We start from the raw sequence: 26,101 nt of genomic DNA on the forward strand, positions 1-26,101 counted from the left end.
GCCGTGGTGGCGTCGTTACCCCTTCGCGCCCGGCGACACGGCACTACGGCTGGAGGTGCCGATCAGCGATCTGCACGCCGCCGTGTACGCGCTGCGCGACGCGGCCGGCGCTCCCGTGCCGGTGCGGGGCTCGGCCGGTCTGGGCGTGGTGCACGCGGCCCTGCCCGGCGCGGTGCCACCCGACCGGGTGGCGTCCATCCTGGCCGCCGTCCGGGGTGCTGCTGGCCCGGCAGGGTCGCTGCGTGGTCGTCTCCGCCCCGGCCGCCGTCCGACAGGCCGTCGACCTGTGGGGCGAGCTGGCCGGCCTGGTCCAGCTCCGCGCCGCGAAAGAACACCTCGACCCGGAGCGACGCCTCGCCCCCGGCCGCCTCCCCGGCGGCCTGTGAGGCCGCACCGGCTTGTTGCGCGGTACCGGCTTGTTGCGCGGTGTCGGCCTGGGCGGCTGGGCCGGTCAGACCGCGTCGTTGCGGAGCACCAGGACGGCGATGTCGTCCCGGGGTGGCTCGACCGAGAAGTTGATGGCGGCGGCGCGCAGGCGCGCCGCGACCACGTCGGCGGAGTAGCCGGCCAGCGGCGCGGCCGCGTCGCGCAGCCGGTCGGTGCCGAACAGCTCCCGACCGTGCCGCCGCTCGGTGACCCCGTCGGTATAGAAGATCAGCGAGTCGCCGGGGGTGAGCGTGATCTCCGTCGTCGGTGAGGTGATGGTGTCGAGCAGGCCCAGCGCCGTGCCCCCGGCACCGACGAACCGGGCGCCACCCGCGCCGGCCAGCAGCACCGGCCGGTCGTGCCCGGCCAGGTGCAGCGACACGTCGAGGTGGTCGCCGTCGCCCGGCCCGACCGCGGCCAGGGCCAACGTGCAGTACCGGCCGCCGCCCCGCTCGACGAGCGTCTCGTTGAGCCGGGCCAGCGCCTCCGGCAACGGCTTGCCGTCACCCACCAGCACCCGGATCACGTCCCGGACGAGCCCGGTGACCGCCGCCGCCTGGACGCCCTTGCCCGACACGTCGCCGATCACCACGAGCCAGCGCCCGTCGGGCAGCGGCACCACGTCGTAGAAGTCGCCCCCCACCTCGGCGTCGTCGCCGGTGGGCACGTACTCGGCGGCGAAGCCGATGCCCTCCACGACCGGCAGCACGGGCGGTAGCAGGGACTTCTGGAGCGTCTGCGCCACCCGTCGGCGCTCGGCGTGGATCCGGGCGTTCTCGATCGCCAGCGCGGCCCGCCGGGCCACGTCCTCCAGGACGGCCACCTCGTCCGGGTCGTGCCGGTGCCGTTGGTGCCGGCCCACCGCGAGGGTGCCGAGTCGCTGGCCGCGGGCGATCAGCGGGACCGCGAAGCCCTCCATCGGGCCGCCGAGCGGGATCTGCGCCGCACTGCGGGACGCCTCGCGCAGCCGGGCCTGGATGGAATCCGGGCCGGTCTCCGCCAGCACCCGGTGCAGTTGTGGCAGCACCGACTCGTCGGCGTGGCTGGTCGCGGCCAGCCGCAGCCGGCCCCACTCGTCGGTCGTGTGCACGGCGCACCACTGGCCGAGGCGGGGCACCACCAACTGCGGAATCAACGCCATGGTCAGCTCGACGTCCAGCGACTGGGCCAGCAGCTCGCTCGCCTCGGCGAGGAACGTCAGCCACGCCTGCCGGCGGACGTCCGCCCGGCGCAGCCGGTCGTTCTCCAGGTGCAGCGACAGCCGCTCCGCGGTGAGCACCGCCAACGGGCGGGCGTACGCCGATGGAGCGGCGTCCAGCTCCAACTCCCCGGCGTACGGGCGGTGCACGGTCAGCGGCACCCGGAGCAGTTCGCTGTCGGGGCGGGGTTGCCGGCCGAAGCGTGCCAACAACTGTCGGCCCTGCCCGTCGCCCCGGTCCAGGCGGACGGCCCCACCGGCCGCGCCGACCATCTCGGCGACCCGGCTGAGCAGGCTGGCGGCGAAGTCGGGCAGCGGGTCGTCCGCGTACATGTCGGGGGCGGTCTGCATGAGTTCGCTCATCGCGCCCGCGCTCGGCGCCGAGCCGTCGCCGGCCCAGGGGCCGCCGGCCATCGACGTGCCGCCGGCGCTGACGCCGGCGGCCGGCTCGGTGCCGGGCCGGTCCAGGCGGAACCAGACGCCCTTGCCGGTCGGCAGGTACGTGGTGCCCCAGCGGCTGGCGAAGTGGTCGACGAGCAGCAGTCCGCGACCTCGCTCGGAGACCTCGTCGATCTCCGCCGTGTCGTTGCGGACGCCGACGGTCAGCTCGTCGTTGCCCGAGCTGGGCGCGAAGTCGGAGACGGTCACGGAGAGCCCGACACCGTCCGCCACGACCTCGATGTCCAGTTCGGTGCCGGCGTGCTCGACGGCGTTGGTGGTCAGCTCGGTGGTGAGCAGCAGCGCCTCGTTGACCAGGTCGTCGAGGTGCGCCTCGGCGAGGACGGAGCGGACGACCGCGCGGGCGGCGGCGGGCGTACGACGGTCGGCGGGCAGACGCACACGCCGGACGGCCCCGTTCCGGGCCCCGGCCGTCGCGGGCCCCGCCTCGGCTGACACCCCCGTATCCTCTACCGTTCCCCGGCCAGGTGCCAAGCCGATCCGTGATCGGTGGGGGGCAGCGCGGCGTCACTCATGTGACGAGCGCCACTCGGTGACTTCTGTGTCCGGTTGGGTACGGCCGCGAGGATCCCGGGGGCCGACGGGTTCGATCGGCGGGTCGCGCACCCTGGCACTACGGCCGACGCGGGCACAATATGGGGTGCCGGTGTGTCTGTACGGGCACGGACCCCCCCAGGTGAGCGAGGCATCATGACCACGGCGAAGCAGTCGTACGCGGATCCGTCCGTGCCCGACCAGGACGCGCTTCTCGATGAGCTGACCGAGGCGCTGCGACGGGTTCGTCGCGGTGATCTGAAGGTCCGGTTGCCCCGTCGCGCCGGCAAGGCGGGCGAGGTGGCGGACGCCTTCAACGAGGTGGTCTCGGTCCAGGAGCGTCAGTACCTGGACCTGCGGCGGATCAGCCGGATCGTCGGTCGGGACGGTCGGCTCACCGAGCGGCTCGATGACGAAGGGCTGGACGGCTCCTGGGCGGAGGGGCAGCGGGCGATCAACTCGCTGATCGACGACCTGGGCCGGCCGACGACCGAGATCGCCCGCGTCATCGTGGCGGTGGCCGACGGCGACCTGTCCCAGCACATGGCGTTGGAGATCGACGGTCGGCCGCTGCGCGGTGAGTACCTGCGGATCGGGCGCACCGTGAACACGATGGTCGACCAGCTCTCGTCGTTCTCCAACGAGGTGACCCGGGTGGCCCGTGAGGTGGGCACCGAGGGCAAGCTGGGCGGCCAGGCCGACGTACGGGGTGTCGCCGGCACGTGGAAGGACCTCACCGACTCGGTGAACACCATGGCGTCCAACCTGACCGGCCAGGTGCGGTCGATCTCGCAGGTGGCGACGGCGGTGGCCAAGGGCGACCTGTCGCAGAAGATCACGGTCAGCGCTCGTGGTGAGGTGGCCGAGCTGGCCGCCACCATGAACTACCTCACGGACACGCTGCGGCTCTTCGCCGAGCAGGTGACCCGGGTGGCCCGCGAGGTGGGCACCGAGGGCAAGTTGGGCGGGCAGGCCGAGGTGCCGAACGTGGCGGGCACCTGGAAGGACCTGACCGACAGCGTCAACTCGATGGCGTCGAACCTGACCGCCCAGGTCCGCAACATCGCGCAGGTCTCCACGGCGGTGGCGCGGGGTGACCTGTCGCAGAAGATCACCGTGGCGGCGCAGGGCGAGATCCTGGAGCTGAAGGACACCGTCAACACGATGGTGGACCAGCTGTCGTCGTTCGCCGACGAGGTCACGCGGGTGGCCCGTGAGGTGGGCATCGAGGGCAAGTTGGGTGGTCAGGCGCAGGTACGCGGCGTCTCCGGCACGTGGCGTGACCTCACCGAGAACGTCAACCAGTTGGCCGGCAACCTGACCAGCCAGGTCCGCAACATCTCCCAGGTCTCCACGGCCGTGGCGAAGGGCGACCTGAGCCAGAAGATCACCGTCGACGCGCAGGGCGAGATCCTGGAGCTGAAGAACACCGTCAACACGATGGTGGACCAGCTCTCGTCGTTCGCGGACGAGGTGACCCGGGTGGCCCGCGAGGTGGGCACCGAGGGCAACCTGGGCGGTCAGGCGCAGGTCAAGGGCGTCTCCGGTACGTGGCGGGACCTGACGGACAACGTGAACTCGATGGCGTCGAACCTGACCAGCCAGGTCCGCAACATCGCCTCGGTGACCACGGCGGTGGCGAAGGGCGACCTGTCGCAGAAGATCACGGTGGACGCGCGGGGCGAGATCCTGGAGTTGAAGTCGACGGTCAACACGATGGTGGACCAGCTCTCGTCGTTCGCCGACGAGGTCACGCGGGTGGCCCGCGAGGTGGGCACCGAGGGCAAGCTCGGCGGTCAGGCCCAGGTGCGGGGGGTCGCCGGCACCTGGCGCGACCTGACCGACAACGTGAACTCGATGGCGTCGAACCTGACGGCCCAGGTCCGCAACATCGCCCAGGTCTCGACGGCGGTGGCGAAGGGCGACCTGTCGCAGAAGATCACGGTGGACGCGCGGGGCGAGATCCTGGAGCTGAAGTCGACGGTCAACACGATGGTCGACCAGCTCTCGTCGTTCGCGGACGAGGTGACCCGGGTGGCCCGTGAGGTGGGCACCGAGGGCAAGCTCGGCGGTCAGGCGCAGGTCAAGGGCGTCTCCGGTACGTGGCGGGACCTGACGGACAACGTGAACTCGATGGCGTCGAACCTGACCAGCCAGGTCCGCAACATCGCCTCGGTGACCACGGCCGTGGCGAAGGGCGACCTGTCGCAGAAGATCACCGTGGACGCCCAGGGCGAGATCCTGGAGCTGAAGTCGACCGTCAACACGATGGTGGACCAGCTCTCGTCGTTCGCCGACGAGGTCACGCGGGTGGCCCGCGAGGTCGGCATTGAGGGCAAGTTGGGTGGTCAGGCGCAGGTCAAGGGCGTCTCCGGCACCTGGCGCGACCTCACCGAGAACGTCAACCAGCTCGCCTCGACGTTGACCACCCAGCTACGGGCCATCGCCCAGGTGTCCACGTCGGTGACCCGGGGCGACCTGACCCAGCGGATCGCCGTCAAGGCGCAGGGCGAGGTCGCCGAGCTGAAGGACAACATCAACCAGATGATCGTCACCCTCCGGGAGACGACCAAGAAGAACGCCGAGCAGGGCTGGCTGGACTCCAACCTGGCCCGCATCGGCGGCCTGTTGCAGGGCCAGCGCGACCTCGGCGAGGTCTGCCGGATGATCATGACCGAGGTGACGCCGCTGGTCGACGCGCAACTCGGCGCGTTCTTCCTGGCCGACGACACCGACGGCAGCATGCGGCTGCGGTTGACCTCGTCGTACGGCTATGTGGCGCGGGGGCACGACGTGACCTTCGGCCCGGGTGAGGGGCTGGTCGGGCAGACCGCCCTGTCGCGCCGGACGATCCGGGTCAGCGCCCCACCGAACAGCCGCCTCACGCTGCGCTCCGGTCTGGCCGAGACACCCCCGACCGACCTGGTGGTGCTCCCCGTGCTGTTCGAGGGGGAGCTGCTCGGGGTGATCGAGTTCGCCAGCGTGTCCGCCTTCTCCGAGCTGCACCTGTCGTTCCTGGAGCGGCTGGTGCTCACCATCGGCATCGCGGTCAACACCATCCAGGCCAACCGGCGTACGGAGGAGCTGCTGGCCCAGTCGCAGCGGCTGGCGCACGAGATGCAGGAGCAGTCGGCGGAGTTGCAGCGCACCAACGCCGAGCTGGAGGAGAAGGCCACCCTACTCTCCGAGCAGAAGGGCAACATCGAGACCAAGAACCGGGAGATCGAGCTGGCCCGCCTCGGCCTGGAGGAGAAGGCGCAGCAGCTCACCCGGGCGTCGGCGTACAAGTCGGAGTTCCTGGCCAACATGAGCCACGAGCTGCGTACGCCGCTGAACTCGTTGCTGCTGCTGGCCCGCCTGCTCGCGGAGAACTCGGAGCAGAACCTCAGCCCGAAGCAGATCGAGTTCGCCCGGACGATCCACGGCTCCGGCTCCGACCTCCTGCGGCTGATCGACGACATCCTCGACCTGTCCAAGATCGAGGCGGGCCGGATGGACGTCGAGCCCACCGAGATCCGCTTCACCGAGCTGCGCGGTTTCGTCGAGCAGGCGTTCGCGCCGCAGGCCGAGGAGAAGAATCTCGACTTCCAGGTACGCGTCAGCAAGGATCTGCCGCCGGCACTGGTGACCGACGCGCAGCGGTTGCAGCAGATCCTGCGCAACCTGCTCTCCAACGCGGTGAAGTTCACCGACAACGGTGCGGTGACGTTGCGGATCGCCCCGGCCGCGCCGAACGCGGTGTTCGACGTGCCGGCGCTGACGAACGCCCAGCAGGTGATCGCGTTCACCGTCATCGACACCGGGATCGGCATCTCCGACGACAAGCTGTCGATCATCTTCGAGGCGTTCCAGCAGGCGGACGGCACGACCAGCCGCCGCTACGGCGGCACCGGTCTGGGTCTGTCGATCAGCCGGGACCTGGCGCGACTGATCGGCGGCACGATCACCGTTTCGTCGGCGCCCGGGCAGGGCTCGACGTTCACGTTGTTCGTACCCCAGGTCCTCGCTCCGGACGCGGTCGTCGCGCCGCAGCCGCCGTCGCCACAGCGCGCCGGCCTCCCGTCGTCGCTGCTCATGCCGCCGCTGGAGCTGTTGCCGGAGCGGCCGGAGGCGCCGGCCACCCGGCAGCTGGACGGGGCCACGGTGTTGATCGTGGACGACGACGTACGCAACGTCTTCGCTCTGACCAGCGCGTTGGAGCTGCACGGCATGACCGTGTTGTACTCGGACAACGGGGCGGACGGCGTCCGCCTGCTGGCCGAGCATCCGGAGGTGGACATCGTGCTGATGGACGCCATGATGCCCGACCAGGACGGGTACGAGACGACCCGTCAGATCCGGCGTAACCACCGGTTCGCCGACCTCCCCGTCGTCTTCCTGACCGCGAAGGCGATGCCGGGCGACCGCGAGTCGGCGCTCGCGGCCGGAGGAAGCGACTACATCACCAAGCCGGTCGACCTCGACGACCTGATCGAGCTGATGTCGTCCTGGATCAGCGGCAGCCGTACCGAGGAGACTTCGTGACCCAGATGGCCAAGGCGCTGCTCGTGGACGACCGCCGGGAGAACCTGATGGCCCTGGAGGCGATCCTCCAGGGCCTGCCGGTCCAGTCGGTGGCCGTGGAGAGTGGCGAGGCGGCGCTCAAGCAGTTGCTGGTGGACGACTTCGCGGTGATCCTGTTGGACGCGCAGATGCCGGACATGGACGGCTTCGAGACGGCCAGTCACATCAAGCGCCGGGAGCGCACCCGGCACGTGCCGATCATCTTCCTCACCGCCGCCGACCGGGACGCCCAGCTCGCTCTGCGGGGCTACCAGGTGGGCGCCGTGGACTACCTGACCAAGCCGTTCGATCCGTGGGTGCTGCGGGCCAAGGTGTCGGTCTTCGTCGAGCTGTGGGTGAAGACCCGGCAGTTGGCCGCCCAGTCGGACCTGGTGCGGGAGCGTGACGCGCAGTGGCGGCGACTCACCGACGCGGTGGACGAGGCCACCACCCTGCTGCGCTCCGACGACTCCGAGGCGCGGGACCGGGCGGTGGAGCTGTTGGAGCAGGCCCGCTGGGGTAGCTCAGCCTGACTCGCCGGGGCGCAGGTGGCCGGTCTGGGCTCGGCGGACGCGCCAGCGTTCGCCCAGTGAGTCGATCTCTTCCTGGACGAAGATGAAGAAGTCGCGCATCTCGGCCACCCGTTCACCGGCCGGCGTCTCCGCGCCGAGCGCCCCGATGCCGCCCTCGGCCACGTCGATGAACGTCTTGTAGATCGCGGTCTTCGTGATGGTCCCCTCGTACCAGGGGTTCTCCGGCATCCGGTAACGGTCGCGGCGGGAGCGGGGGACCGGCTCGCGGATCAGAATGCCGAACTGGGTGAGGTACCGGACCGCGCCGCTGACCGCCGCCGCGCTGACTCCGAGCCGTTCGCCGATCTCGGCGGCCGTCAGCGGATCGTCCGCGCTCATCACGGTGAACAGCACCCGAGCGGCCATCCGCGGGAAGCCGACCTCGGCGAACGTGAGGGCCATCCGTTCGACGAAGAGGTGCACCGGGTCGTGGCCGTCGGCCGCTGCCATCTCTGCCCCTCCCGCATGGTTCGTGGGCACCGATGGTGCCCCGCTCACACTGGCTTCACAACTTTGTGAAACGAGTGTAGCTTCCGATATATGGAAACTCCGATTGAAGTGTCCGGCCTGGTCAAGACCTTCGGCCGCGTCCGGGCGCTCGACGGTCTCGACCTGACTGTCCGCGCCGGCGAGGTGCACGGGTTCCTCGGGCCGAACGGCGCCGGCAAGTCGACGGCCATTCGGGCGCTCCTCGGTCTGCTGCGGACGGACGCGGGGGTCGTCCGCCTGCTCGGGGGCGATCCGTGGCGCGACGCGGTGGCCCTGCACCGCCGGCTGGCGTACGTGCCGGGCGACGTGACGCTCTGGCCCAACCTCTCCGGCGGCGAGGTCATCGACCTGCTCGGCCGGATGCGCGGCGGGCTCGACCCGGCCCGCCGAGCCGAACTGCTCGACTCCTTCGAGCTGGATCCCCGCAAGAAGGGCCGGACGTACTCCAAGGGCAACCGGCAGAAGGTCGGCCTGGTGGCCGCCCTCGCCTCGGACGCCGAACTCCTCATCCTGGACGAGCCGACGTCCGGCCTGGACCCCCTCATGGAGGAGGTCTTCCAGCACTGGGTACGCCGGGCGAAGGCCGACGGCCGCACCGTGCTGCTCTCCAGCCACATCCTGGCCGAGGTGGAGGCGCTCTGCGACCGGGTGACGATCATCCGCAACGGGCGGGACGTGGAGACCGGCACCCTGAGCGAGCTGCGGCACCTGCGGCGCACCTCGATCGAGGCCGAGCTGACCGGTCCGGTGGACGGGCTGGGTCAGCTCAGCGGCGTGCACGACCTGCGGGTGGACGGGCAGCGGGTGCGCTTCGACGTGGAGGACGCCGCGCTGGACAGCGCGCTCCGTCGACTCACCGAGATCGGCGTACGCAGCCTCGTCAGCCAACCGCCGACGCTTGAGGAGTTGTTCCTGCGGCACTACCAGGGCGAGCAGGTGCGCTCGTGAGCGCGAGGAGTGAGCCGGGTTTGCGAGCCCCGCAGTCGCGATCGCAAGGCAGCTCGACGACCGCGTTCACCGGTACCCGACACCTGGTGCGCCTGATCCTGCGGCGGGACCGGATCGTGCTGCCCATCTGGATCCTTCCGCTGGCCGTGCTGCCGGCCAGCTACGCCGGCGCGTTCACCGGCCTCTATCCGACCGCCGCCGAGCGGGCCGCCTACCTGGCCAGCACGGCGAGCAACCCGTCGATCGTCGCGCTGCTCGGTCCGGTGTACGGCGACAGCACCGGCGCGCTCACCGTCCAGCGGGCCGGGCTGTTCGCCCTGATCGCCGCCCTGGCGAGCGTGCTGACGGTGGTACGACACACCCGCACCGAGGAGGAGGCCGGCCGGCGGGAGTTGCTCGGCGCATCGGTCCTCGGCCGGTACGCCGGGCTGACCGCGGCGCTGCTGGTCACGTACGCCGCGAATCTGCTGCTCGGCCTGCTCATCGCCGGCGGCCTGGTCGCGGCGGGCCTGCCTGGTGCCGGATCGCTGGTCTTCGGCGCCGGCGTGGCCCTGACCGGCATCGCGTTCGCCACGGTCGGCGGCCTGGCCGCGCAGCTCACCCAGAGCGCCGGCGGGGCGCGCGGCATCGGGCTCGGCGTGCTCGGGTTGGCGTTCGCGCTGCGCCTCGGCGGCGACGCCGGAGGTTCCGGTGGCAGCGGCGGACGTGCCGAATGGTTGAGCTGGATCTCCCCGCTCGGCTGGGCGCCCCGGGGGCGGGCCTTCGCCGACGAGCGTTGGTGGGTGCTGCTGCTGCCGGTGCTGTTCAGTGTGGCGGTGGCGCTCGTCGCGTACCCCGTCTCGGTACGCCGGGACGTGGGCGCCGGCGTGCTGCCGCCCCGGCTCGGTCCGGCGACCGCGGGCGGCGCCCTGGCCGGACCGTTCGGCCTGGCCTGGCGGCTGCACCGGGGCCAGTTGCTCGGCTGGGCGATCGGCTTCGGGCTGCTCGGTCTGGTGCTCGGCGGCGCGGCGGACGCGGCCGGCGACGCGGTGCAGGGCAACGAGCAGGTCGCCGAGCTGCTGGCCCGGCTGGGTGGGTCGTCGACGTTGGCGGAGGCGTACCTCGGCAGCACGTTGAGCCTGACCGCGCTGGCCGCCGCCGGCTACGGCATCCAGGCCGCGCTGCGGGCGCGGGCGGAGGAGACGGCCGGGCGGGCCGAACCGCTGCTCGCCACGGCGGTGAGCAGGGTCCGCTGGCTGGCGGCGCACCTGGTCTTCGCGCTGCTCGGCCCGGTGGTGGTGCTGGCCGTGACGGGGGCGGCGACGGGACTGACGTACGGCATCAGTGTCGGTGACGTCGGCGGTGAGGTGCCCCGGCTGCTCGGCGTGGGGCTGGCCCAGGTCCCGGCGGCGTGGGTCCTCGCGGGGCTGGCGGCGCTGCTGGTGGGCTGGCTGCCCCGCTTTTCCTGGGCCGCCTGGGCGGTGCTCGCCGGCTGCCTGCTGCTGGGTCAGATCGGCGCGATCCTGGACCTGAGCCAGTGGGTCCTGGACATCTCCCCGTTCACCCACACCCCCCAGGTCCTGAACGACAACTGGACAGCCCTACCCCTGGTGGCCCTGACGGCAGCAGCAGCAACCCTGTCAACCCTGGCCCTGAAGACCTTCCACACCCGAGACGTCCCCACCCCCTAACGCACGCGTTGATCACGGGGCTGCTGGAAGCGGGTTGATCATGATGTTATTGCCGACAAATGGGACAGAATTTGGCAATAACTTCATGATCGACGCCGGGAGTCGGCGGCCGGGCGCGGGGTGGGAGGGGTTGGGGTTAACCCGTGGGTTGGTCGTTTTTGATCATCAGGGCGCTGCGCAGGCCGGTGATGTCCAGGACGCGGATCAGGAAGTCACCGACGTGGGTGAGCATCAGCAGGCTCTGCGCGTGGCTGGCCTTGCGGCTGAGCACCACGAGCGTGCCCAGGCCCTGCGAGTCGCAGAAGGTGACGCCGCCGAGGTCGAGCACGATCCGCGGGGGCGGATCGGTCAACACCTCGTTGACCACGGTGCTGAGCTGGGCGGCCGTGAGCATGTCGATCTCACCGGCCAGGCGAAGCACTGCTTCGTCACCCGTCCGGTGTAGCGTGATGGACAGTTCGGCACGATCCACTCGGTCAGCCTAGCGCGATCCAGCCGACCCGGCCTGTCGAGGCGACGAGCCGGCCCATTGGGCACCGGAGCTGGGTGAGCCCGGTAACCCTCGCCCGGGGTGGCTGCTGGTTGACCGTCCGGCGCTGACACAATGGCGGCATCGTGACCGACATCGTTTCCGCCGGATCTGGCCGCTACCCGGCCGACGCGCCGGCCTCCGAGGCCCTGTTCGACCGCGCCCGCGCCATCGTGCCCGGCGGGGTCAATTCTCCCGTGCGCGCCTTCCAGGCCGTTGGCGGCACCCCGCGCTTCATGGTCCGTGGCGAGGGTCCGTGGCTGTACGACGCCGACGGTCGCCGTTACGTCGACCTGGTGTGCTCGTGGGGTCCGCTGATCCTCGGGCACGCCCACCCGGCGGTGGTGGACGCCGTGCAGACGGCTGCCGCCCGGGGCACCAGCTTCGGCACGCCCACGCCGGGCGAGGTGGAGTTGGCCGCCGAGATCGTCGACCGGACGCCGGTGGAGCAGGTCCGCCTGGTCAACTCCGGCACCGAGGCGACCATGTCGGCGATCCGGCTGGCCCGTGGCTTCACCGGCCGCTCCAAGATCGTCAAGTTCGCGGGTTGCTATCACGGTCACGTCGACGCGCTGCTCGCCTCCGCCGGTTCCGGTGTGGCGACCCTCGGCCTGCCCGACTCGCCGGGCGTCACCGGCGCGGCGGCCAGCGAGACGATCGTGCTGCCGTACAACGACATCCGGGCCGTCGAGGAGGCGTTCGCCGCCGAGGGCCCGCACATCGCCGCCGTGATCACCGAGGCCGCCGCCGGCAACATGGGCGTGGTCGCGCCCCGCGACGGCTTCAACCAGCAGTTGGCCCGCATCGCCCACGCGCACGGCGCACTGCTCGTCGTGGACGAGGTGATGACCGGGTTCCGGGTCTCCCGCGCCGGGTGGCACGGCCTCGACGCCTCCGACGCGGACCTGTGGACGTACGGCAAGGTCATGGGTGGTGGCCTGCCCGCCGCGGCGTTCGGCGGGCGCGCGGACATCATGGCGCGTCTCGCGCCGGCCGGCCCGGTCTACCAGGCCGGGACGCTCTCCGGTAACCCGCTGGCGTGCGCCGCCGGTCTGACGACCCTGCGGCTCGCCGACGACGCGCTCTACCGCAAGCTCGACGACACGGCCGCCGTCGTGGGCAAGCTGGCGTCCGACGCGCTGGCCGCCGTCGGGGTCCCGCACCGCCTGTCGTACGCGGGCAGCATGTTCTCGATCTTCTTCACGGACGCCGACGTGGTCGACTACGACAGCGCGCGCACCCAGCAGGTGCCGGCGTTCAAGGCGTTCTTCCACTCGATGCTCGCCTCCGGCGTCTACCTGCCGCCGAGCGCGTTCGAGTCGTGGTTCGTGTCGGCGGCGATCGACGACGCCGCTCTGGAGCACATCGCCGCCGCGCTGCCGACGGCGGCGAACGCGGCGGCAGCCGCTGGTCACGGGGGGTAACAAGCAGTGGCGAAGACGGTGGTCCACGTGCTCCGGCACGGCGAGGTGCACAACCCCGACCAGATCCTGTACGGGCGGCTGCCCGGTTTCCGCCTCTCCGAGCTGGGCGTGCAGATGGCCAAGGCCGCCGCGCAGGGTCTCGCCGAGCGGGAGATCGTGCACGTGGTGGCCAGTCCGTTGGAGCGCGCCCAGCAGACCGCCGAGCCGATCGCCGCCCAGTTCGGCCTGCCGGTCGGGGTGGACGAGCGGCTGATCGAGAGCGCCAACTGGTTCGAGGGCAAGAAGGTCTCCCCGGGCGACGGGTCCTTCCGCGACCCGCGCAACTGGTGGGTGCTGCGCGACCCGGTGACGCCGTCCTGGGGGGAGGCGTACCGGGTGATCGCCGAGCGGATGTTCGCGGCCGTGCACGCCGCCCGGGTCGCCGCCGAGGGGCGCGAGGCCGTGCTGGTGTCGCACCAGCTCCCGATCTGGACCCTGCGTCGTTACGTCGAGCGCAAGCGGCTCTGGCACGACCCGCGCAAGCGCCAGTGCGGGCTCGCGAGCCTCACGTCGTTCCACTTCGACGACGCGAAGGTGGTGGGCATCGGCTACAGCGAGCCGGCCGCTCACCTCGTCGCTCTCTCCGCGACAGCCCGGACGGCCAAGGGGGCCTGATGACCGCCCGGAGGTGGACCGCCGCTCTGCTCGCTGCCGTCGCCACGGTGGCGCTGGCCGGCTGCACGTCGGCGAAGGGGCAGGAGAAGACCTGCTCGACCACCTCCGACGGCATCATCGAATGTGCGCCGGACCAGCGCTCGGCTCCGCCGAAGCTCGCCGGTGAGCTGCTCCTCGGCGGCAACTATGACGTCACCCAGGCCCGGGGTCAGGTCGTGGTGGTCAACTTCTGGGGCTCCTGGTGCCCGCCCTGCCGGGCCGAGGCGGACGACCTGGAAGCCGTCTACCAGGCCACCAAGGGCTCCGGGGTGACCTTCCTCGGCATCAACGTGCAGGATTCGCGGGACAAGGCCAAGGCGTTCGAAGAGGGCCGGGTCACCTATCCGAGCCTGTTCGACCCGGCCAGCCGGTTGGCGCTCGGCCTGGACATCCCGCCGAACACCGTCCCCGCGACGGTGGTGCTCGACCGGGAGGGCCGGGTCGCCTCGGTGATCCGCCGTGCGGTGACCCAGGACGAGCTGCGGCCGATCGTGGACGAGATCGCGGCCGAGAAGCCGGCGTCGAACTGATGGGCGAGACGTTCAAGGAGCTGGCCCAGAGCGGGCCGCTGGTGCTCGCCATCGGCGCGGCGGCGCTCGCCGGTTTGGTGAGCTTCCTGTCCCCGTGCGTGTTGCCGCTGGTGCCCGGCTACCTGTCGTACGTCACCGGGTTGGCCGGCGCCGACCTCGAAGGCCGGCGGCCGACGACGGCCCCGACGCCCGACGGTGCTGAGACGGGCGGCGGCGTCGCGGTCCGGGAGCGGACCGCGACGGTCGCCGTCAAGGGCCGGGTGCTCGCCGGGACGCTGCTCTTCATCGCCGGCTTCACCGTGGTCTTCGTGGCCACCGCGATCCTGTTCGCCGGCATCGGTCGGGTCTTCTTCGACTACGAGCGGCAGTTGGAGATCGTCGTCGGCGTGCTGATCATCGTGCTCGGCCTGGGCTACCTGGGGATGATTCCGGCGCTGCAACGCGAGTTCCGGATCTCCCGGCTGCCGTCGGCCGGCCTGCTCGGCGCACCGGTCTTCGGCGCGGTGTTCGCGCTCAGCTGGGTGCCGTGCACCGGCCCGACGCTCGGCGCGGTGATGGGCATGGCGGCCACCAGCGGTCAGAGCGACCGGGCCGTGGTGCTCGCCGTGGCGTACTGCCTCGGGTTGGGGATACCGTTCGTCGTCTTCGGGCTGGGCTTCGAACGCCTGCTCGGGGTCTTCCGCGCCATCCGGCGCAACAGCCGCTGGGTCACCCGGGTCGGCGGCGCTCTGCTCATCCTGATCGGCCTGGCGCTGGTCACCGGTGGATGGCAGAGCTTCGTGATCTGGTTGCAGACCACCGTCGGGGTGGGCGAGGTGAGCATATGACGGTCGTCGACGAGCGTCCGGAGGCCGAGGCCCCGGCGCCGCGCCGCCGGCCCAGCCGGCTGCTGGCCCTGCTGCGCAACTCGTGGCGGCAGCTCACCAGCATGCGTACGGCCCTGATCCTGCTCTTCCTGCTGGCGATCGCCGCGATCCCCGGATCGGTGCTGCCGCAGCGCGGGATCAGCCCGGAGAAGGTCAACCAGTACTTCGTCGATCACCCCGACTGGGCGCCTCGGCTCGACCGGATCGGCGCGTTCGAGGTCTTCGGTTCGGTCTGGTTCTCCGCCATCTACCTGCTGCTGTTCACGTCGCTGATCGGCTGCATCACGCCCCGCCTGCGCGACCACTTCCGGGCGCTGCGGTCCCGGCCACCGGTCGCGCCCAGGCGGATGGCCCGGCTGCCGCAGCACACCACGCTGCCCGCCCCGGCCGGCGGCGTGGACGCCGTCGCCGAGGTGCTGCGCAAGCGCCGTTGGCGGGTCGAGGTACGCGGGAACGAGGTCTCCGCCGAGAAGGGCTACCTCAAGGAGACCGGCAACCTGCTGTTCCACACCTCGCTCATCGCGGTGCTGATCGGCGTCGCGCTCGGCTCCTGGTACGGGTGGAGCGGCAACCGCCTGCTGGTGGCGGGCGCGGACAACGCGTTCTGCAACACCCGCCAGCAGTACGCCGAGGCCAAGCTCGGCCCTCGCGTCGACACCGCCGACCTGCCCCGCTTCTGCCTGCGGCTGGACGACTTCCAGGCCCGGTTCCTGCCGTCCGGTCAGCCGGAGTTCTTCAACGCCCGGGTGACCGTGGACGGCCCCGACGAGCCGACCCGCAGCGCGGACTTCTCGGTCAACTCGCCGCTGCGCCTCGCCGACGCGAGCGTCTACCTGCTCGGCCACGGGTACGCCCCGGTGATCCGCTACACCGACCGGTACGGCAACAGCCAGGTCAGTGACGAACCGTTCCTGACCACCGGTGACATGGGCCTGACCAGCGAAGGGCTGGCCGCCTTCCCGGACGCGAACGTCGATCCGGCGACCGGCAAGCGGGTGCCGGGTGAGCAGATGGCGTTCACCGGCATCTACCTGCCCACGGCGCCGCAGCAGCCGCCGTTCGTCCGCTCCGAGTACCCGACCGAGCGCAACCCGGCGCTGAACCTGGTCGCCTACCGGGGCAACCTCGGCCTGGACGCCGGCATCCCCGGCTCGGTCTACCAGCTCGACCAGCGGCAGGTGCGCAACGGCAAGGTCAAGGAAGTCGGCAGCAAGCTGCTCCGCAAGGGCGAGAAGTGGACGCTTGACGACGGCACCACGGTCGAGTTCCTGGGCACCGAGCGGTACGTGACGCTCTCCGTCCGGCACGACCCCGGCTCGACGCCGCTGCTGGTGAGCTGCGGTGTGCTGCTGGTCGGGCTGATGGGCTCGCTGTTCGGTAGGCGTCGCCGGGTGTTCTTCCGGGTGGCACCGGCCGACCCGGCGGATGGATCTCCGACGGGCGGTAGTAGCTTGATGGAGGCCGGTGGGTTGCCGCGCACCGACTATCCAGGGTTCGCCGACGAGTTCGCCCAGCTCGTCACCGCCGTGGGCGGTGCCGATCGGGCTGCCGAGCAGGCCGACACCAACGCTGACTCCAGCGACCGGGCCGGTGTGCGAGAAGGGACCGAGTGATGTCCGCGCTCTCCGACAATCTGGTGACCTTCGCGATCCTGACGTACCTGATCGCGATGATCAGTCACGCCGTCGAGTACGCGCTGGGCAACGCGCGTACCCGGGCTGTCGTGGCGTCGCCCGCCCGCGAGCTGGTGGGGGCGGGGGTCGGCGGTGGCGGTGGCGTCATCCCCGAGCCGCCCGCGCCGGTCCCGCCGACGGCCGACGGCGCGGCGCGTGCCCGGATCGCCGGCCTGGTCGCGGTGGCTGCCACCGCGCTGGCCGCCGTACTGCACCTCGCGGCGCTGGTCACCCGTGGTCTCGCGGCGGACCGCATGCCCTGGGGCAACATGTACGAGTTCGTGCTCACCGTGACGTTCATCGGGGTCGCGGCCTGGCTGGTGGTGCTCTGGAAGCGGCCGTCGCTGCGCAAGCTCGGCCTGTTCCTCACCCTGGTCATGGTGCTGCTGGTGGCCACCGCCGAGCTGGTCCTGTACGTGCCGATCGTGCCGCTGGTGCCGGCGCTGAACTCGTACTGGTTCGTCATCCACGTCTCGACCATCGTCTTCGCGTCCGGCATCTTCCTGCTCGGCGCGGTGCCGGCCGTCGGCTTCCTCATGCGCAACGGGTACGAGCAGGGCAAGCGGAGCTTCCCGTACACCCTCGCCAAGCGGCTGCCCGCCGCGGTGAGCCTGGAGCGGCTGACGTTCGCGCTGCACGCGTTCGCCTTCCCGATCTTCACGTTCGCGGTGATCGCCGGCGCGATCTGGGCCGAGGCGGCCTGGGGTCGGCCGTGGGGCTGGGATCCGAAGGAGACCTGGGCGTTCATCTCCTGGGTGGTCTACGCCGGCTACCTGCACGCGCGGGCCACGCCCAGCGTGAAGCGCAACGTGGCCACCTGGATCGCCGTGCTCGGCTTCCTCACCATGCTGATGAACCTGTTCGGCGTGAACATCTTCTTCACCGGCCTGCACTCGTACGGCGGGCTGAACTGACCTGACAACGCAGCGCGGGCCGGCCACGGAATCGTCCGTGACCGGCCCGCGTCGTCATGGTGCGTGTGATCAGCTCACGCTGACCGGGGCGACGTCGTTGGTCGGGTTGTCGTCCACCCGCGGGAAGCTGCCGTATCGCTGGATCTCGCCCGGCGTCCCGGAGAGGCTGTCGATGCGCAGGTCGAAGGTGACCGTGTTGCTGGTCCCGGCGGTGAACACGGCCCTCCCTCCGTCGCAGTACCAGGTCTTCGGGGCGTCGTCGCCGTTCTCCTCCTCCTCCTCACTGCCGGTCTGCCAGCAGCGCGGGCTGCCCACCACGGTGACGCCGGCGGGCGGGGTGAAGTAGAACGCGCCGACCGTGTCGCCAGAGATCGTGCCGTCCGGCACGCCCGGCCCCTCGTTACGGAGGCCCACGGTGACCTGGACGGTGTCGCCGACCGCACCGGTGACGGCGGCGCCCTGGGCGACGACGTCGAAGGCGCCGTGCACCGCACGCAGGTAGGTCTCCCCGCCAGCGCCGTCCACCTCGACCGGGATCACGCCGAGCGGCTTTCCGACCGGCCGGAGCCGCAGTGCCTGATCGCCCTCGCGGTGCGTGAGTCGCACACCGCTCGGAAGGGGCCCGGCGGTCGCCAGCGGCTCCACGATCTGGGTGATCCGCTTGTCGCCGAGGGTGGCCGGGCTGACCGTGGTGGCGAGTCCGCCGCGCAGCTCGTGCCGCTGGCCGGGCGCGAACGTGCCCCGTACGGTGCAGACGACCACGGTGGCGAGCACCTGGTCGGTGCCGTAGCGGCAGTTGCGGTAGCTGGCCGGGACGAGGCCCACCGGGAAGCGCATGGTGAGCCGCAGGTCGACGGCCGGTTGGTCGCCGGCGTTGACCACGGCCACCGGGGCGGCGTGCGTGTCACCCACGTCGACGCCGTCGACGTGCTCGTCGACCATGTCGAGCAGGTCGGGCCCGGACCGCACGGTGATCGTCGCCTGCTGGGTGGACGGCTCGGTCTGCTCGCCGAGCGCCGTGTAGGCGAGGGTGCCGGCTGCCCCGTCGGCCGCCCCGGGCGCGGCCCGGAACACGACTGGCACGGTGCCGGTGACGGTGCCGAACTCCTCGGTGGCGTCGGCCGGCATCGGGCAGGTGACCGAGGTGCCCTCGGTGACACAGGCGGCGGGGAAGGTGGCGGTGGCGACGCCGGCCAGGCCGCCCAGGTCGAGGGTCACCCGCGGTTGGGTCGCGCCGGTGCTGGTCAGGGTCAGCGGAACCGTCCGAGCGGGAGCGCCCGGGCTGCCGACGGTGGCGTCGTAGAGCTGGGCCTCGACCCAACCGGGATCGTCCTGCGCCAGGGCCGGGGTGGCGGCAACACCGACCGTCGCGGCGCCCACGACCAGCGCGGTGAAGCCGCGCAGGAGCCTGCCCCGTGATACACGCACAGATCTCATCGATCTCCTTGGTGAGGGGGACCGGTCGGCGTTACTCCAGCCCGACCGGCACCCCTGATCCTAGAGATCACCTATGACAGTTTTCGATCAGTCGATCGGTGCGCGGACACCGTCGGATGGCCTTGATCCACTCCAGATCGCCGACGTGGGGGCAATGCCGGGCGTCGGATGCCGCCACATCGGCGAGCTGGTGTCGATCACGATCGCCGGCCCACCCGCGCCCGTCCGCGTCGCCCCCGCCTGCGGGGCGGGCTCGGTCGCGGTCAGCCGCCGAACCAGCCCGGCATGTCGAGGCGGAACCAGTTGGTGGCGGCCATCGTGCTCAGGTCGTCCTCGATCGCGGCCACGCGCTCCTCGCCCAGGGTCGCGGCCCACCGTCGCCGTAGCCGATCGAAGATCTCGGCCGAGCGACGGAGCCCGTCGACGCCGCGCGGTGTCATCCGGACCAGCCGTCGGCGGGCGTCGGCGGGGTCGTCGACCCGTTCCAGATAGCCGACGGCGACCAGCCGGTCGACGGTCTTGCCGGCGGCCTGCTTGGAGATGCCCAGGCGCTGCCCCAGCTCGCTGGCGGTGGTGCCGTCGATGCCCACGGCCTGGAGCACGAACCCATGGAGCGGGCGCAGGTCGGGATGCCCCTCGCGGGCCAGTTCGGCGTGCAGGTCGTCGATCAGGGTGCGGAAGCCGGCCAGCAGCAGCAGCGGGAGCTGGAAGCCGGGCCGGGACGGCTCAGGGGTTGCCATGTTCGACAACCACGTTTACTATTTCGTCAACCACGTTGACTATCTTAGGGCAGGCAACCATGTCCGTCTTCACCACCCACGCCGTCGAGACCGCACCCGCCGCCGCACGTCGGGCCATCGAGGGAGTACGCGGCCGCTTCGGCTACCTTCCCACCCCGGTGGCCCTGATGGCCGAGTCGCCACAGCTACTCAACGGCTTCCTCGCCGCCAGTGCGGGATTCGAACAGACCAGCCTCGCGCCCGTCGAGCGGGAGGTGGTCATCCTGGCCCTCTCCACCTCCCACGAATGCCACTTCTGCGTGGCCCTGCACACCGGCAAGATCACTGAGATCGGCGCGAGCGCCGCGCTGATCACCGCGCTGCGCGCCGGCACGGAGTTGCCCGAGCCGCGACTGGAAGCGCTGCGCCAGTTCACGCTGGCCGTGCTCAAGCACCGGGGCGCGGTGCCCGACGAGGAGCTGGAGGCCTTCCTGACCGCCGGCTACCAGCCCCGGCAGGCGCTGGACGTGGTGCTCGGCGTCGGGGCGTACACCATGTCCACCTTCGCCAACCGGCTCACCCGCGCGCCGCTCGACCCGCCACTGGCCGCTCACGCCTGGACCCCCGCCGCCTGACCAAACCGCGTTACCGCAACATGCCGGTAGAGGGCTGACTCAGGGTCGTGGTTTCGCTACCTTGCGCCAGAAGGGCCGGTGTGGCCCTGTTCGGCAGCGGAAGGTGAGGCGCGGTGACCACGACACTGTCCACAGCGGAAATGATCAGAGACCAGCTCCGGCGGTCCCGGCTCGCGGCCGGGCTCAGCCAGGAGGAGTACGGCAAACGGGCGCACTACTCACCGTCCATGGTGTCCTCGGTCGAGGTGGGCTCGACGGTGCCCAACCTGGCGTACCTGACCCGGGCCGACGAGGTGCTCGACACCGGCGGCCTGCTGGTCTCGCTACGCGAGCTGGGTCGCCGGCACGCCGAGCCGGTCTGGTTCCGCCCCTGGTTGGAGGTCGAGCGGGTGGCCACCCAGTTGCGGTGCTTCGAAGCGACGATGGTTCCCGGCCTGTTGCAGACCGCCGACTACGCCCGCACGGTGTTCCGGCTCGACCTGGGGCTCACCGCCGAGCGGGTGGAGGAGTTGGTGGCCGCCCGGCTGGAACGGCAGACGATCCTCGACCGGGAGCACCCGCCGCAGCTCACCGCCGTGATCGACGAGGCCGCCCTGCAACGCTTCGCGGAGGGCAACGCCGGGGTGCTGGCCGGCCAGCTCCGGCACCTGGTGGCGTGCGCCCGCCGCCCGCACATCCGGGTGCACGTGCTGCCCCAGAAGGTCGGGCTGCACGCCGGCCTGTTCGGGCCGTTCATCCTGGGCCGCACCGCCGACGGCAGTTGGCTCGGCTTTCTCGACAACCAGACCGGCGGCACCGCCGTCGACGAGAACAACGAGGTGGCGACCCTGCTCGGAAGGTGGGAGAGTCTGCGCAGCGACGCGCTGCCCCGGCAGCAGTCCATCGACCTGCTCGAGGAGATCGTGAAGCCATGGATCTGACCGGAGCTCAGTGGCGCAAGTCCACCCGCAGCGGCAACAACAGCGGCGCCTGCGTCGAGGTCGCCGACAACCTGCCCGGCCGGGTGCACGTCCGCGATTCGAAGGACCGCGACGGCGGCGTGCTGACCTTCAGCCCGGCCGCGTGGCGCTCCTTCGTCGAGCTGGCCCGCACCCCCTGACCCCAGGGGCTCCTGCTCAGGCCGCCTGGCCCGCACCCCTGACCTACCCCCGGGGCTCCTGCTCAGGCCGCGTGGCCCGCACCCACTGAACTACCCCGGGGCTCCTGCTCAGGCCGCCCCGAGAAAGTCGCGCAGCAGGGCGAGCATCACGTCCGGGCGCTCCTCGTACAGCCAGTGCCCGCAGTCGTCGATCACCTCGCCGCGAACGGTGTCGGCGTACCGGCGTACCTGCTCGGCGACCTGGCCGCCGAGGCTGGCCGACGCGCCGACGGCCAGCACCGGCATGGTGAGCTTCGTGGCCCGGTACGTCGCGTTGTCGGCGATGTCCCGATCGAACGCCCGGAAGTGGGCGAAGCTCGCCCGCAGGTGCGCCGGGTCGCGCAGGTGGCCGGCGAACTCCTCGATGTCCGGCGCGGCGATGCTGCCCTTGTGCACCATCAGGGCGTCGGTGAACCGGTCCACCCAGAGGGACTCCCGCCCACGGACCAGCTCCTCCGGCAGCCCGTTGTCGAGCGTGAAGAAGCCGAAGTTCCACACCGCCGGCCCGGCCGCGGTGAGCGCCGGGAACGTGTAGATGCTCTCGTCGGGGATCGGCGCCTCGGTGAGCGCCAACCGGCTCACCCGGTCGGGATGGGCGGCGGCGTACGCGTACGCCACCATCGTCCCCAGGTCGTGCCCGACCACTCGCAGGTCACCGACCAGGCCGAGTTGGTCGAGCAGGCCGTGCAGGTCGGCGGCGACGGTCTTCTTGTCGTACCCGTCGGCCGGAGCGTCGCTGTCCCCGAAACCGCGCAGGTCGGGCGCGACCACCTCGAAGGATCGCCCCAACTCGGGCAGCAGGTGCCGCCACATGTACCAGCACTGTGGGTACCCGTGCAGCAGCACCAGCGGTGGGCCGCTGCCACCCCGGACATAGTTCATGGTCATCCGACCGACCCGTGCTCGTTGCTCGGTGAACCCCGCCGGAACCCGATCGCCAGCCATCCGCCGCCCCCGTCTGCCGGCTGCCCGGCTACCCGCTCGGCCGACGGCCATGCCTGCGCGCGCTGCGCATGCCTGTGGCGCGGCGCTCGAACGTTGATCGACTCGGGTTTCCGGAAGTCGGGCCGTCCCAGGCCGCCGGACACCCCGACTTCCGGAAACAGGAGTGGATCAAGGCCGGGCTCGCCGGGCAGGCCGGGCTCGCCGGGCAGGCCGGGCTCGCCGGGCAGGCCGGGCTCGCCGGGCTCGCCGGGCTCGCCGGGCTCGCCGGGCTCGCCGGGCTCGCCGGGCTCGCCGGGCTCGCCGGGCTCGCCGGGCTCGCCGGGCTCGCCGGGCTCGCCGCGGGTCGTCGCGGGTCTCACAGCACCCGGCGTGGGCCGCGCCGCACCCCGTGCGGGAGACTGGGCGACATGGCTCGTGGCTTCCCGTACACCGATCTCAAGGACTTCCTCGCGGCGCTGGAGCGCGCGGGGGAGTTGCGTCGCGTCGACGTCCCCGTCGACCCGACCCTGGAGATCAGCGAGGTGGTCACCCGCACGGTGCGCGCCGGTGGTCCGGCGCTGCTGTTCGAGCACCCCACCCGGGGCGAGATGCCGGTGGCGATCAACCTCTTCGGCACCGAGAAGCGGATGGCGATGGCCCTCGGCGTCGACTCGCTGGACGAGGTCGGCGCGCGGATCGGCGCGTTGATCAAGCCGGAGCTACCGGTCGGCTGGTCCGGCATCCGCGAGGGCCTGGGCAAGGTCATGCAGCTCAAGTCGGTGCCCCCGCGCAAGGTCAAGACCGCGCCCTGCCAGGAGGTCGTCTACCGGGGCGACGACGTCGACCTGGGCCGGCTGCCGGGGTTGCAGGTGTGGCCCGGCGACGGCGGGATCTTCCACAACTACGGGCTGACCCACACCAAGCACCCGGAGACCGGCAAGCGCAACCTGGGCCTCTACCGGCTTCAGCAGCACGGCCGCAACACCCTCGGCATGCACTGGCAGATCCACAAGGACTCCACCGCCCACCACGCGGTCGCCGAGCGGCTCGGGCAGCGCCTGCCGGTCGCGGTCGCGATCGGCTGCGACCCCGTCGTCTCGTACGCGGCCAGCGCGCCGCTGCCCAGCGACATCGACGAGTACCTGTTCGCCGGGTTCCTGCGCGGCGAGCGGGTGGAGATGGTCGACTGCCTCACCGTGCCGTTGCAGGTGCCGGCGCACGCCCAGATCGTGCTGGAGGGCTACCTCGAGCCCGGCGAGCGACTGCCCGAGGGGCCGTTCGGCGACCACACCGGCTTCTACACGCCGGTCGAGCCGTTCCCGGTGCTGCACATCGAGGCCATGACCATGCAGCGGAACCCGGTCTACCACTCGATCATCACCTCGAAGCCGCCGCAGGAGGACCACGGCCTCGGCAAGGCCACTGAGCGGATCTTCCAGCCGCTGCTCAAGTTGCTGATCCCGGACATCGTCGACTACGACCTGCCGGCCGCCGGGGTGTTCCACAACTGCGCGATCGTGTCGATCCGCAAGCGCTACCCGAAGCACGCGCAGAAGGTCATGAACGCGATCTGGGGCGCACACCTCATGTCGCTCACCAAGCTCATCGTGATCGTCGACGAGGACTGCGACGTGCACGACTACAACGAGGTGGCCTTCCGCGCCTTCGGCAACGTGGATTACGCGAGGGACCTGCTGCTCACCGAGGGCCCGGTGGACCACCTCGACCACTCGTCGTACCAGCAGTTCTGGGGCGGCAAGGTGGGCGTGGACGCGACCCGCAAGCTGCCGGCAGAGGGCTACACCCGCGGCTGGCCGGAGGAGATGACCATGGCCCCCGAGGTCACCGCCCTGGTCGACAAGCGCTGGAAGGAGTACGGGATCTGATGGCCGTTCTCGACGCACCGGTGGAGAAGCCGGGCCGGGTCAAGTCCTTCCTCAAGCTCGTCACCATCGAGCACTCCGTGTTCGCCCTGCCGTTCGCGTACCTGTCCGCGCTGACCGCCATGCAGGTCGACGGTGGCGGGGTTCGCTGGCTCGACCTGCTGCTGATCACCGTGGCGATGGTCGGGGCGCGGACGTTCGCGATGGCCGCCAACCGCATCCTCGACCGGCGGATCGACGCGCGGAACCCCCGTACCGCCGGACGGGAACTGGTCACCGGGGCGGTGAGCGTGCGGACGGCCTGGACCGGCGCGGCCGTCGCGCTCGTGGTGTTCCTCGCCGCCGCCGCGCTGCTCAACCCGCTCTGCCTGGTGCTCGCGCCGCTCGCCGTGGTGCCGCTGGTCGTCTACCCGTACGGCAAGCGGTTCACCAACTGGCCGCACGCCATCCTCGCCATCGCCCAGGCGGTCGGCCCGGTCGGCGCCTGGCTCGCGGTCACCGGCACCCTGGACGGCTCCGGGCCGGCCTGGGTGCTCGGCGCGGCGGTCGGGCTCTGGATCGGCGGCTTCGACCTGATCTACGCCTGCCAGGACTCCGAGATCGACCAGCAGATCGGCGTGCACAGCGTGCCCGCCCGGTACGGGCGTCGCTTCGCGCTGCACGCCTCGACGCTCGCGCACGTGGTGACCTTCGGGCTGTTCGTGTGGTTCGGGGCCTTGATCGGGTTCGGCTGGCTGTGGTGGGTCGGCCTGGCGCTGACCGCCGTGGCGTTCGCCTACCAGCACCTGGTGGTCAGCCCGACCGACCTCAGCAAGGTCAACCGGGCGTTCTTCACCGCCAACGGGTTCGTCGGCATCGCGCTGTTCGTGTTCGCCCTGCTCGACCTGGTGATCCGCCTCGACCTGCGCCCCTAGGGTCGGGCGGCCGTCGGGTAGCGGCCGCTCTCCAGGGTCCAGTCGATGGTGCCGCGCACGGCGTACGCGACCCCGTCGAGGTGGTCGGTGACGGCCTCGTCCAACGCCGGCCCGAACGACGGCACGGCGGCGCGGAGCGCCACGAACCGTCGCATCGACTCGCGCCAGCGCTCGGCGACCCGCCGCACCGCCTCGTCCGACGACACGCCCCACTCGGCCTGTGTCGCCAGGACCAGGTTGTGCCCGCCCGAGGTGGCCTGGTCCTTCTCCAGCGAGGCCAGGTCGTTGTACCAGGAGAGCAGGTCGTTGCCGGTGCGGGCGATCTGGCGCAGCAGCGGATGGTGGTAGACGGGATCGGGCAGGGGCCGGCCGCCGACGAACTCCACCAGCGGATACGACACCTCGGCCGCCGAGGTGGCCCGCCGCAGCTCGACGTACTCGTCCACGCCGGGTCGGACGGTGGCCTCCTTGTTGGCCGCCTCCCGCCAGGTGCCGTCGAGGTGCCGGCCCACCGCGTCGGCGAAGCGCAGCCGCCACCGGAACGGCATCCGTCTGCGCGGTTCCCGCCACGCCAGCACCAGCAGTCGCCGCAGCGGCCCGGTCAACCCGGCGTGCCGGAGGCGGGGACCGTCGTGCAGCAGCGCCAACGTCCCGTCGCGCAGCGCCCGGATCTGCGCCGGGCTGAGCCGGCGTGGGCCGTCGCAGGCGTCGTCGACGAGGAAGAACCAGGTGAAGAGGGCCGTCAGCACCCGCAGGTCGGCCTCGCTGGCATCCGGGTAGAGCCGCCCCGCGTACCGGGCGAAGCCGCCCCGGGCCAGCCGGTGCAGCGCGGCGTCGTCCAGCGGCATGCCCAGCTCGGGCAGGATGCCGACGAGCCACTGCTGGACCCGGTCGGCGTGCGGCGAGAGTCGGGGTGGGATCGGGCACTCGGCGCGCAGCGCCCAGAGAACCTCGCCGGTCGTCACCGATGCCTCCCGTGCGAAC

The 26,101-nt window shown here is 71.5% G+C and carries 22 protein-coding genes; 15 read left to right on the forward strand and 7 right to left on the reverse strand.

Features of this window, described 5'->3' with window-relative positions; genetic code table 11:
• Positions 1-451 precede the first annotated feature (451 nt).
• Complete coding sequence (locus tag ACQP0N_RS01490) at positions 452-2,521, reverse strand: SpoIIE family protein phosphatase (RefSeq protein WP_433116936.1); 2,070 nt, start codon at positions 2,519-2,521, stop codon at positions 452-454.
• 252 nt (positions 2,522-2,773) lie between these two features.
• On the opposite strand from ACQP0N_RS01490, the gene ACQP0N_RS01495 reads away from it, so the two are divergent.
• Positions 2,774-7,141 carry a HAMP domain-containing protein gene (locus tag ACQP0N_RS01495; RefSeq protein ID WP_433116938.1) on the forward strand — a complete coding sequence of 1,456 codons (4,368 nt, stop codon included), beginning with the start codon at positions 2,774-2,776 and terminating at the stop codon, positions 7,139-7,141.
• Positions 7,138-7,692, forward strand: a complete 555-nt coding sequence (locus ACQP0N_RS01500; protein ID WP_355048322.1) for a response regulator — start codon at positions 7,138-7,140, stop codon at positions 7,690-7,692. The genes ACQP0N_RS01495 and ACQP0N_RS01500 overlap by 4 nt, the downstream gene beginning before the upstream one ends.
• On the opposite strand, the gene ACQP0N_RS01505 is transcribed toward ACQP0N_RS01500, so the two are convergent.
• Entirely contained in the window at positions 7,684-8,181 is a 498-nt protein-coding gene (locus tag ACQP0N_RS01505) for a GbsR/MarR family transcriptional regulator (RefSeq protein ID WP_433116940.1), read from the reverse strand. The two genes, ACQP0N_RS01500 and ACQP0N_RS01505, sit on opposite strands and share 9 nt — an antisense overlap.
• A 90-nt stretch (positions 8,182-8,271) precedes the next feature.
• On the opposite strand from ACQP0N_RS01505, the gene ACQP0N_RS01510 reads away from it, so the two are divergent.
• Positions 8,272-9,168 carry an ABC transporter ATP-binding protein gene (locus ACQP0N_RS01510; protein ID WP_433116942.1) on the forward strand — a complete coding sequence of 299 codons (897 nt, stop codon included), beginning with the start codon at positions 8,272-8,274 and terminating at the stop codon, positions 9,166-9,168.
• Positions 9,169-9,254: 86 nt separating this feature from the next.
• Entirely contained in the window at positions 9,255-10,838 is a 1,584-nt protein-coding gene (locus ACQP0N_RS01515; RefSeq protein ID WP_433116944.1) for an ABC transporter permease, read from the forward strand.
• A 136-nt stretch (positions 10,839-10,974) separates the two neighbouring features.
• Here the strand turns inward: ACQP0N_RS01515 and ACQP0N_RS01520 are convergent, their stop codons facing one another.
• The gene (locus ACQP0N_RS01520) at positions 10,975-11,310 is read right to left on the reverse strand and encodes an STAS domain-containing protein (protein ID WP_357133747.1); all 336 of its coding nucleotides are present in this window, start codon (positions 11,308-11,310) and stop codon (positions 10,975-10,977) included.
• A gap of 143 nt (positions 11,311-11,453) precedes the next feature.
• On the opposite strand from ACQP0N_RS01520, the gene hemL reads away from it, so the two are divergent.
• From hemL to ccsB, 6 genes are read left to right on the forward strand one after another with little or no spacing between them, the layout of a single operon-like run.
• Positions 11,454-12,791, forward strand: a complete 1,338-nt coding sequence (hemL, locus tag ACQP0N_RS01525; RefSeq protein ID WP_433116946.1) for a glutamate-1-semialdehyde 2,1-aminomutase — start codon at positions 11,454-11,456, stop codon at positions 12,789-12,791.
• Between the two features lie 6 nt (positions 12,792-12,797).
• Positions 12,798-13,445 carry a histidine phosphatase family protein gene (locus tag ACQP0N_RS01530; protein ID WP_355048316.1) on the forward strand — a complete coding sequence of 216 codons (648 nt, stop codon included), beginning with the start codon at positions 12,798-12,800 and terminating at the stop codon, positions 13,443-13,445.
• Positions 13,445-14,014 (forward strand): TlpA family protein disulfide reductase, encoded by a 570-nt coding sequence (locus tag ACQP0N_RS01535; protein ID WP_433116948.1) that lies wholly within the window; start codon positions 13,445-13,447, stop codon positions 14,012-14,014. Before ACQP0N_RS01530 ends, ACQP0N_RS01535 begins: the two co-directional genes overlap by 1 nt.
• Entirely contained in the window at positions 14,014-14,841 is an 828-nt protein-coding gene (locus tag ACQP0N_RS01540; protein WP_433116950.1) for a cytochrome c biogenesis CcdA family protein, read from the forward strand. Before ACQP0N_RS01535 ends, ACQP0N_RS01540 begins: the two co-directional genes overlap by 1 nt.
• Positions 14,838-16,493, forward strand: coding sequence for a cytochrome c biogenesis protein ResB (gene resB / locus ACQP0N_RS01545; protein WP_433116952.1), 1,656 nt, complete (start codon positions 14,838-14,840; stop codon positions 16,491-16,493). The genes ACQP0N_RS01540 and resB overlap by 4 nt, the downstream gene beginning before the upstream one ends.
• Positions 16,493-17,467, forward strand: a complete 975-nt coding sequence (ccsB, locus tag ACQP0N_RS01550; RefSeq protein ID WP_433116954.1) for a c-type cytochrome biogenesis protein CcsB — start codon at positions 16,493-16,495, stop codon at positions 17,465-17,467. Before resB ends, ccsB begins: the two co-directional genes overlap by 1 nt.
• A 69-nt stretch (positions 17,468-17,536) precedes the next feature.
• Here ccsB and ACQP0N_RS01555 read toward each other — a convergent pair whose 3' ends face one another.
• Together ACQP0N_RS01555 and ACQP0N_RS01560 are read right to left on the reverse strand one after the other, a co-directional pair.
• Entirely contained in the window at positions 17,537-18,904 is a 1,368-nt protein-coding gene (locus ACQP0N_RS01555; RefSeq protein WP_433116956.1) for a hypothetical protein, read from the reverse strand.
• A 263-nt stretch (positions 18,905-19,167) separates the two neighbouring features.
• Positions 19,168-19,644, reverse strand: coding sequence for a MarR family winged helix-turn-helix transcriptional regulator (locus ACQP0N_RS01560; RefSeq protein ID WP_433116958.1), 477 nt, complete (start codon positions 19,642-19,644; stop codon positions 19,168-19,170).
• A 59-nt stretch (positions 19,645-19,703) separates the two neighbouring features.
• On the opposite strand from ACQP0N_RS01560, the gene ACQP0N_RS01565 reads away from it, so the two are divergent.
• The 3 genes from ACQP0N_RS01565 to ACQP0N_RS01575 all read left to right on the forward strand — a co-directional run bounded on the left by ACQP0N_RS01565 (position 19,704) and on the right by ACQP0N_RS01575 (position 21,357).
• Entirely contained in the window at positions 19,704-20,258 is a 555-nt protein-coding gene (locus ACQP0N_RS01565) for a carboxymuconolactone decarboxylase family protein (RefSeq protein WP_433116960.1), read from the forward strand.
• Positions 20,259-20,398: 140 nt separating this feature from the next.
• On the forward strand, positions 20,399-21,178 hold the full coding sequence (locus tag ACQP0N_RS01570; protein ID WP_433121358.1) for a helix-turn-helix domain-containing protein: 780 nt from the start codon (positions 20,399-20,401) through the stop codon (positions 21,176-21,178).
• On the forward strand, positions 21,169-21,357 hold the full coding sequence (locus ACQP0N_RS01575) for a DUF397 domain-containing protein (protein ID WP_433116962.1): 189 nt from the start codon (positions 21,169-21,171) through the stop codon (positions 21,355-21,357). The genes ACQP0N_RS01570 and ACQP0N_RS01575 overlap by 10 nt, the downstream gene beginning before the upstream one ends.
• A 108-nt stretch (positions 21,358-21,465) precedes the next feature.
• On the opposite strand, the gene ACQP0N_RS01580 is transcribed toward ACQP0N_RS01575, so the two are convergent.
• Complete coding sequence (locus tag ACQP0N_RS01580; RefSeq protein ID WP_433116964.1) at positions 21,466-22,284, reverse strand: alpha/beta fold hydrolase; 819 nt, start codon at positions 22,282-22,284, stop codon at positions 21,466-21,468.
• 464 nt (positions 22,285-22,748) lie between these two features.
• Here ACQP0N_RS01580 and ACQP0N_RS01585 point away from each other — a divergent pair, with 464 nt between their 5' ends.
• Positions 22,749-24,206, forward strand: a complete 1,458-nt coding sequence (locus tag ACQP0N_RS01585; protein WP_422737811.1) for a menaquinone biosynthesis decarboxylase — start codon at positions 22,749-22,751, stop codon at positions 24,204-24,206.
• On the forward strand, positions 24,206-25,117 hold the full coding sequence (gene mqnP, locus ACQP0N_RS01590) for a menaquinone biosynthesis prenyltransferase MqnP (protein WP_433116966.1): 912 nt from the start codon (positions 24,206-24,208) through the stop codon (positions 25,115-25,117). Before ACQP0N_RS01585 ends, mqnP begins: the two co-directional genes overlap by 1 nt.
• Here mqnP and ACQP0N_RS01595 read toward each other — a convergent pair.
• Positions 25,114-26,082 carry a terpene synthase family protein gene (locus ACQP0N_RS01595; protein ID WP_433116968.1) on the reverse strand — a complete coding sequence of 323 codons (969 nt, stop codon included), beginning with the start codon at positions 26,080-26,082 and terminating at the stop codon, positions 25,114-25,116. The two genes, mqnP and ACQP0N_RS01595, sit on opposite strands and share 4 nt — an antisense overlap.
• Positions 26,083-26,101: the final 19 nt, after the last annotated feature.

The sequence above is a fragment of the Micromonospora sp. CA-246542 genome (assembly GCF_050942905.1).
In the GTDB taxonomy this organism is placed as follows: domain Bacteria; phylum Actinomycetota; class Actinomycetes; order Mycobacteriales; family Micromonosporaceae; genus Micromonospora.